The organism is Streptomyces sp. NPDC007346, from assembly GCF_040703535.1.
GTDB lineage: Bacteria > Actinomycetota > Actinomycetes > Streptomycetales > Streptomycetaceae > Streptomyces.
This window is the reverse complement of the sequence record NZ_JBEYKR010000236.1, coordinates 1-6,869: the sequence shown is the minus strand read 5'-3', so window position 1 is coordinate 6,869 and position 6,869 is coordinate 1. Positions and strand designations below refer to the sequence as shown.

Annotated in this window: 6 protein-coding genes and 1 pseudogene; 4 read left to right on the top strand and 3 right to left on the bottom strand. The window is 73.0% G+C overall.

Annotated elements, in window-relative coordinates; translation table 11 throughout:
- Positions 1-14: 14 nt before the first annotated feature.
- On the bottom strand, positions 15-575 hold the full coding sequence (locus tag AB0917_RS32985; protein ID WP_366823393.1) for an RDD family protein: 561 nt from the start codon (positions 573-575) through the stop codon (positions 15-17).
- Positions 576-1,153: 578 nt separating this feature from the next.
- Here AB0917_RS32985 and gdhA point away from each other — a divergent pair.
- From gdhA to AB0917_RS32970, 3 genes are all read left to right on the top strand, one after another.
- Entirely contained in the window at positions 1,154-2,533 is a 1,380-nt protein-coding gene (gdhA, locus tag AB0917_RS32980) for an NADP-specific glutamate dehydrogenase (RefSeq protein WP_366823392.1), read from the top strand.
- Positions 2,534-2,750: 217 nt separating this feature from the next.
- A complete protein-coding gene (locus tag AB0917_RS32975) occupies positions 2,751-3,161 on the top strand; it encodes a helix-turn-helix transcriptional regulator (protein WP_366823391.1) in 411 nt (136 codons plus the stop codon).
- Between the two features lie 297 nt (positions 3,162-3,458).
- Complete coding sequence (locus AB0917_RS32970) at positions 3,459-4,277, top strand: alpha/beta hydrolase (protein WP_366823390.1); 819 nt, start codon at positions 3,459-3,461, stop codon at positions 4,275-4,277.
- Here AB0917_RS32970 and AB0917_RS32965 read toward each other — a convergent pair.
- Positions 4,267-5,211, bottom strand: coding sequence for an alpha/beta hydrolase (locus AB0917_RS32965; protein WP_366823389.1), 945 nt, complete (start codon positions 5,209-5,211; stop codon positions 4,267-4,269). The genes AB0917_RS32970 and AB0917_RS32965 overlap by 11 nt on opposite strands.
- Positions 5,212-5,330: 119 nt before the next feature.
- Here AB0917_RS32965 and AB0917_RS32960 point away from each other — a divergent pair.
- Positions 5,331-6,047, top strand: a pseudogene (locus AB0917_RS32960) (TetR/AcrR family transcriptional regulator); the annotation flags it as partial.
- A gap of 188 nt (positions 6,048-6,235) precedes the next feature.
- Here AB0917_RS32960 and AB0917_RS32955 read toward each other — a convergent pair.
- A complete protein-coding gene (locus AB0917_RS32955; protein ID WP_366823388.1) occupies positions 6,236-6,670 on the bottom strand; it encodes a VOC family protein in 435 nt (144 codons plus the stop codon).
- Between the last annotated feature and the right edge of the window lie 199 nt (positions 6,671-6,869).

Here is a 6,869-nt window from a genome sequence, read left to right as displayed (position 1 = left end):
GAGGAGGAACCGCCTCAGCCCCTGTGCCCCTCCACCGCCGCCCGGTAGTACCGCAGGTCGCTGCGGTGGACCTGGCGCACCCCCGCCAGGTCCACGCACGGGGCCGCCGGGGGGCCGCCGCCCAGGCGCTCCCGGGGTGGCGGCTCGGCGGCCGCCGTCCGGCGGAGGTGGTGCCAGGGCTGGAGCGGGAGCCAGAACAGGCCGTACAGCCAGCGCAGGACCAGGCGGCGGAACTCCGGGCGGCCCGCGTCGGGCAGCCGGATCACCCGTACGCCCATGATCAGCTTTCCGGCGCTCGCCCGTACGGCCATCGTGAGCAGCACCTGGTTGGCGAAGGACAGCACGAGCAGATGGCCCAGGAGCACGGCCGCCGTCCGTCCCGCGCCCGCGGAGCCCAGGCACGAGTGGACCAGCAGTCCGACGGCCAGCAGGCACAGATAGCAGTCGAGCCCGACGGCCAGGTAGCGGCGTGCTTCGCCCGTCCCCTTGGGTATACGGGGCTGCCGCGGGAGCGCCCCGTACGGGTGGGGCCGAGGCGGCCCGGAGTGGACAGCGGTCCGGCCGGTTCCGTACAACAACATTGGCTGATAAGGAGGTTGCGTTCTCCGACGCCCCCGCGGCTTCGTCATGGGGAGCATCATGACTGATCGTCAGGCGGGGTGTCGCGGTTCCTGACGAGTAACCCCGGCGCCCTTACCGGCCTTCACCGATCTCTTACGGGCGCCACATGAGAAGTTGTCACGGAGAGTGACCCGATGGAGGGGGTGACGCGATCGGAACCTCGGCTGCGCGCCCCCGGGGGTGCACAGGTAGGCTGTCCGTCACGCGCGGCTCCGGGTGTCAAAGGCGGGCTCGGGGCCCCCGTCGCCCTGTCGAGGCCGTGCGGTGGGCTTTATGTGGCGATTGTGCGATACCGCCCGGAAGCCGGTCACCCAGCCGATCATGGTCAGCATGTGGATGGTCTTCGAAGGCCGTCGGGCGGGGCGGGAGAATCAGCAGCGTCAACGGTCCTGCGTACCGCCCGGCCGGGCGACAGCCGCGCGACTCCCCGATAATGGGGGGCCCGGGGCTCCGGCGGGGGAGACGGACCGGTGGTGCCTCCCGGGACGGGGGTGCCGACGCGCACGAGCCGACCACGGAAGGTCTTGATCAGATGCCGGTCACCCCCGACCCCGCCCGCACACACGATGCCGCGAACCGCGTCATCGAGCCGCTCTACGCCGAGATCCTCCGGCGCAACCAGGGCGAGAAGGAATTCCACCAGGCGGTCCGCGAGGTCCTGGAGACGCTCGGCCCGGTGCTGACGCAGCGCCCCGAGTTCGTGGACGCCCGCATCATCCAGCGCATATGCGAGCCCGAGCGCCAGCTGATCTTCCGGGTGCCGTGGGCCGACGACTCCGGCGACATCCACGTCAACCGTGGCTTCCGGGTCGAGTTCTCCAGCTCGCTCGGCCCGTACAAGGGCGGCCTGCGCTTCCACCCCTCGGTCAACCTCGGCATCGTGAAGTTCCTCGGCTTCGAGCAGATCTTCAAGAACGCCCTCACCGGCATGCCCATCGGCGGCGGCAAGGGCGGCGCGGACTTCGACCCCAAGGGCCGCTCCGACGCCGAGATCATGCGGTTCTGCCAGTCGTTCATGACCGAGCTCCACCGCCATCTGGGCGAGTACACCGACGTCCCCGCGGGTGACATCGGCGTGGGCGGCCGGGAGATCGGCTACCTCTTCGGCCAGTACAAGCGGATCACCAACCGTTACGAGTCCGGCGTCCTCACCGGCAAGGGCCTCGGCTGGGGCGGCGCCCAGGCCCGTACGGAGGCCACCGGCTACGGCACGGTCATGTTCACCGCCGAGATGCTGCGCAGCCGGGGCGAGTCGCTGGAGGGCCAGACCGTCGCGGTCTCCGGCTCCGGCAACGTCGCCATCTACGCCATCGAGAAGGCCCAGCAGCTCGGCGCGACCGTCATCACCTGCTCGGACTCCGGCGGCTACGTCGTCGACGAGAAGGGCATCGACCTCGCCCTCCTCAAGGAGATCAAGGAGACGGGCCGGGGCAGGGTCTCCGAGTACGCCGAGCGGCGCGGCCCGCACGCCCGGTTCGTGTCCGGTACGGGGGTGTGGTCGGTCCCCGTGGACGTGGCCCTGCCCTGCGCCACGCAGAACGAGCTCCACGAGGCCGACGCGATCGAACTCGTACGCAACGGGGTCAAGGCGGTCGCCGAGGGCGCCAACATGCCCACCACCCCCGACGCCGTCCGGGTCCTCCAGGATGCGGGCGTCGCCTTCGCCCCCGGCAAGGCGGCCAACGCGGGCGGGGTCGCGACGAGCGCCCTGGAGATGCAGCAGAACGCGTCCCGGGACTCCTGGACCTTCTCCCACACGGAGGAGCGCCTGGCCGAGATCATGCGCCACATCCACGACTCCTGCTACACGACCGCCGAGCGGTACGGAAGCCCCGGCAACTACGTGGTGGGTGCCAACATCGCGGGCTTCGAGCTGGTGGCGGACGCGATGCTGGCGCAGGGACTGATCTGACCGCACGTTGAGGAAGGCCGCCGGCCCGTACGGAGTTCCCGTACGGGCCGGCGGTCTTCCTGCTCTTGCTCCTGCTCTTGCTCTTGCTCCTGCTCCTGTTGCTGTTGCTGTTTCCTGTTCCTGTCCTGTTTGTCATGCGCCTTCGCCGACAGCAGATCCGCCCGGAGCGCAACGCCCGGCCCGTGCCCGCCGGGTCCGCTGCTCCTAGGCTGGAGCGGTGACCTTCCGAGCGACGAACCAGGCCCGTGCCCGTGTCACCCCCCTGCGCCCGGTCCCGGCCGCTCCGGGGCGGGAGCCGCTCTGGCGCGACCTCGTCGGGGACGTACTGCGGAGGGAACGGCTGGCCCAGGGGCTGAGGCTGAAGGACGTGGCCGACGTCGCACGGATCTCGATGGCCTACCTCTCCGAGGTGGAGCGCGGCCGCAAGGAGGCCTCCTCCGAGGTGCTGGCGGCCGCCGCCCAGGCGCTCGGCCTGAGCCTCGCCGATGTGCTCGCCCTGGCCCAGGGGGAGCTGATCAGGCTCTCCGGGGCGCGGTCCCGGAGCCTCGGCGCCGGCCGCGCGGGTCATCCGGGCCGCCCGGCGGGTCCGGGGGCCGGCCCGATGGGCGACGTACGGCTGGCCGCCTGAGCGGGCGGGCGCCCCTGCTGGCCTGCCGGGCTGCCCCGCCCTGCCCGACCTCCCTGCCCGGCACGGCTGCCCCCTATCCGGCTGCCGCGCCCTGCCCATCCCGGCTGCCCCCTGCACGGCTGGGCTGCCCGGCTGGGCTGCACGGCTGTCCCGCGGCCGGGTCTGCGTGTGCGGGGCAGGCCTCGGCGGGGCACGCTGAGGAGGTGGGAACCGCCGGGTGCCCACCCCCGCGTGCCACCACTGCCAGCCACTGCCAGCCACCGTCAGTCACCGTCCGGCAACCGCCCTGGAGCAGCCATGAGCACCTTCACCACCACCGACGGCACCGCGATCTTCTACAAGGACTGGGGCAGCGGGCGGCCCGTCGTGTTCAGCCACGGCTGGCCGCTCAACGCCGACGCCTGGGACAACCAGCTGCGGATCCTCGCCGAGAGCGGCTACCGGGCCATCGCCCACGACCGCCGGGGCCACGGCCGCTCCGACCAGCCCTGGCAGGGCAACGACATGGACACCTACGCCGACGACCTGGCCCAGCTCGTCGACCACCTCGGCCTGGAGGACGCGGTGGTGGTCGGCCACTCCACGGGCGGCGGCGAGGTGGTCCGCTACCTCGGCCGGCACGGCACCGGGCGCGTCGCCAAGGCCGTACTCCTCGGGGCCGTACCGCCGTTGATGCTCAAAACCGACGCCAACCCGGACGGTCTGGACCGCGAGGTCTTCGACGGCCTCCGCGACGGGGTGCGCACCGACCGCTCGGAGTTCTACCGCGAACTGAGCCAGGAGTTCTACGGCACCGAGGACGACGCCACGGTCTCGCAGGGCCTGCTGGACGCGTTCTGGCTGATGAGCATGGCGGCGGGCAGCAAAGCCGCGTACGACTGCGTCGAGCAGTTCTCGGAGACCGACTTCACCGAGGACCTGAAGCGCATCGACATCCCCGTCCTGGTGGCCCACGGCGACGAGGACCAGATCGTCCCCATCGGCGCCTCCGCCCACAAGTCGGCCCAGCTCCTGCCGAACGCCACCCTCAAGGTCTACCCGGGCGCCCCGCATGGCCTGAACGGGGCCTTCGAGGAGGAGTTCACGGCGGACCTGCTGGACTTCGTCAAGCAGTAGGGGTCTGTCCCGCCGACCCGTCACGGGCGCTCGCGGACGTGGCCCGGTCCGCGAGTTCCCGTACCTCCGCGGCGACCGCGGCATGACGCTCGCGCGGGATGTCGTGGCCGACGCCCGGCTGGAGTACGAGACGGGCGCCGGGGATCGCCGCGGCGGTGGCCCGGCCCGCGGACGGCTTGAGCAGCGGGTCGTCCGTGCCGTGCAACACCAGTGCGGGAACGCGTAGTTCGGCCAGGGCCGGACCGCTCCAGCGCGCGCCGATCTGGCGGGACTGGGCATCCGGGTCGGCGATGCCGGCGGTGTCCACGTCGGCGGTGATCCGCTCCAGGGCGTCCGCCTCGTCGAACGGGTAGCCCGGCGACGCGCAGAGCCGCGCCACCGCGAGCCCCGCCGCGATCCGCCCCTCCCGGTCCTGGGCCGGCTTGATGCGGGCGAACCTGGCGAGGGTGGGCAGGCGCAGGTGGCGGAAGGCGCCGAGCCCGCCGGCGTCGCTCGGCAGCGCCGCGGACGAGGTGAGCGTGCGGACCCGGCCCGGGTGGCGCAGGGCCACGCGCTGGGCGACGACCCCGCCGAGCGAGTGCCCGAAGAGGTGCGCCGACTCCCAGCCGAGCGCGTCCATGACGGCGACGGCGTCGTCGGCCATGTCCTCGGCGGTGTACGCGGCGGAGCGCCGGGCGGCCAGGGCGGCGAACGGGTTGGAGCCCGACGCGCTTTTCGGCAGCCGGGTGGACTCGCCCGCGTCCCGCTGGTCGTAGCGGGCGACGGCGAACCCGGCGTCGGCGAAGGCGGCACACAGCTCCTGCGGCCACCAGTACCGGGAGACCGCGAGCCCCATCACCAGCAGCAGCGGCTCGCCGTCCCCGCCCTCCCGGAGCCGGTCGTGGGCGAGCTCGACCGGGCCGTTGCGGGCGAAGCGGCGTTCGGTCCAGGTCATGGCGGGCTCCTTCGGTGGCGAGATACTGCGATCGATGTTCGCAGTATTAGACTACAGGCCGGTCGAGAAGCATCAGAAACAGCAGAAGCGCAGAAGCGCAGAAGGGAAGGTGGCGGCGCGTGGCCGGTCGGGAGACTCCGCCGACGACCGTGTGGTCACGCCCCGAGCGGGGCACGCGCGGACCCGCGCCCGAGCGGAGCCGGTACGAGATCACCGAGGCCGCCCTCGCCCTGGCCGACGCCGAGGGGCTGCCGGCCGTGTCGATGCGCGCGCTCGCGCAGCGGCTGGGCACCGGGCCCGCCTCGCTCTACCGCTATGTGGGCAGCCGCGACGAGCTGCTGGACCTGATGGCCGACGCGGTCACGGGCGAGCTGGACCTCTCCGCCGCCCCCAGCGGCGACTGGCTCGGTGACCTCGTCGGCCTGGCGCTCCAGTCCAAGGCCGCCCACGCCCGCCACCCCTGGCTCGCGGAGCTGAACGACCGGCGGGGCGAGGTGCTCGGCCCGCACGCGATTGACTACCTGGACCACGCCCTCGCGGTCCTGGCCCCCGCGCCCGGTACGAGCCGGGAGAAGCTGGAGGCCATCGGGCTCCTGGGCGGCCTGGCCACGCTCTTCGCCCGCCGCGAGGCCGCCACGGCGGGCGACGGCGCCCCCGGCGCCGGCAATCCGCCGGCCCAGGCGGCGCACCTGGCCGCGGTCACCGCGGAGGGCGGGCACCCGCACCTGCTGGCCGCCCTCACGACGGCGGGCCCACCGCCCCCGGCGGGCCCGGCCGAGCGGGACGCCCTGTTCGAACGGCTGCTGCGGCGGCTGCTTCCGGCGATGCTCGGCCAGGACGGCCAGGACGGCCAGGACGGCCAGGACGGCCAGGACGGCCAGGACGGCCAAGGCAGTCACGTCGGCCTAGGCGGTCAGGGTGCGCAGGGCAGGCCGGACGGGCAGTGTGTGCGGGGTGTGCCCCAGCCGTAGAACGGCACGGCACATCGCTCAGCGGGGCACGGGCACGTACACGTGCCCATGCCTCAGTCGAGGCAGAACTCGTTGCCCTCGATGTCCTGCATCACGATGCACGACTCGTTCTCCTCGTCCGCGAGCATCACCCGCTGACACACCGCACCGAGCGCCACCAGCCGGTCGCGCTCGGCCTCGAGTGTGGCGAGGCGCTCCTCGCCCACGAGCCCGATGCCGGCCCGCACGTCGAGATGGACCCGGTTCTTGGCGGTCTTGCCCTCCGGCACGCGCTGGAAGTAGAGGCGCGGGCCCGCCCCGGAGGGGTCGCTGCACGCGAACCACGCGTCCTGCTCCTCGGGCGGCAGCGAGCGCTGGTAGTCGGCCCACGTGGCGAACCCCTCCGGCACCGGCGGGACGACATACCCCAGCACCTCGCACCAGAAGCGGGCGAGGCGCTCGGGTTCCGCGCAGTCGAAGGTGAGCTGGACCTGCCTGATCGTTGCCATGGGACCACCGTAGTGGCGCGTCCCGTCCACCGGCATCCGGGTTTTCCCGGAGCCCGCAGCCGGAGCCACCAGCCTGGTGGAGCCGCAGCCCGCAGCTCGCAGCCGGAGCCACCAGCCTGGTGGAGCCGCAGCCCGCAGCTCGCAGCCGGAGCCACCAGCCGCAGCCCGCAAGCCCGCGGCTCGCCAGCCGCAGCCCGGG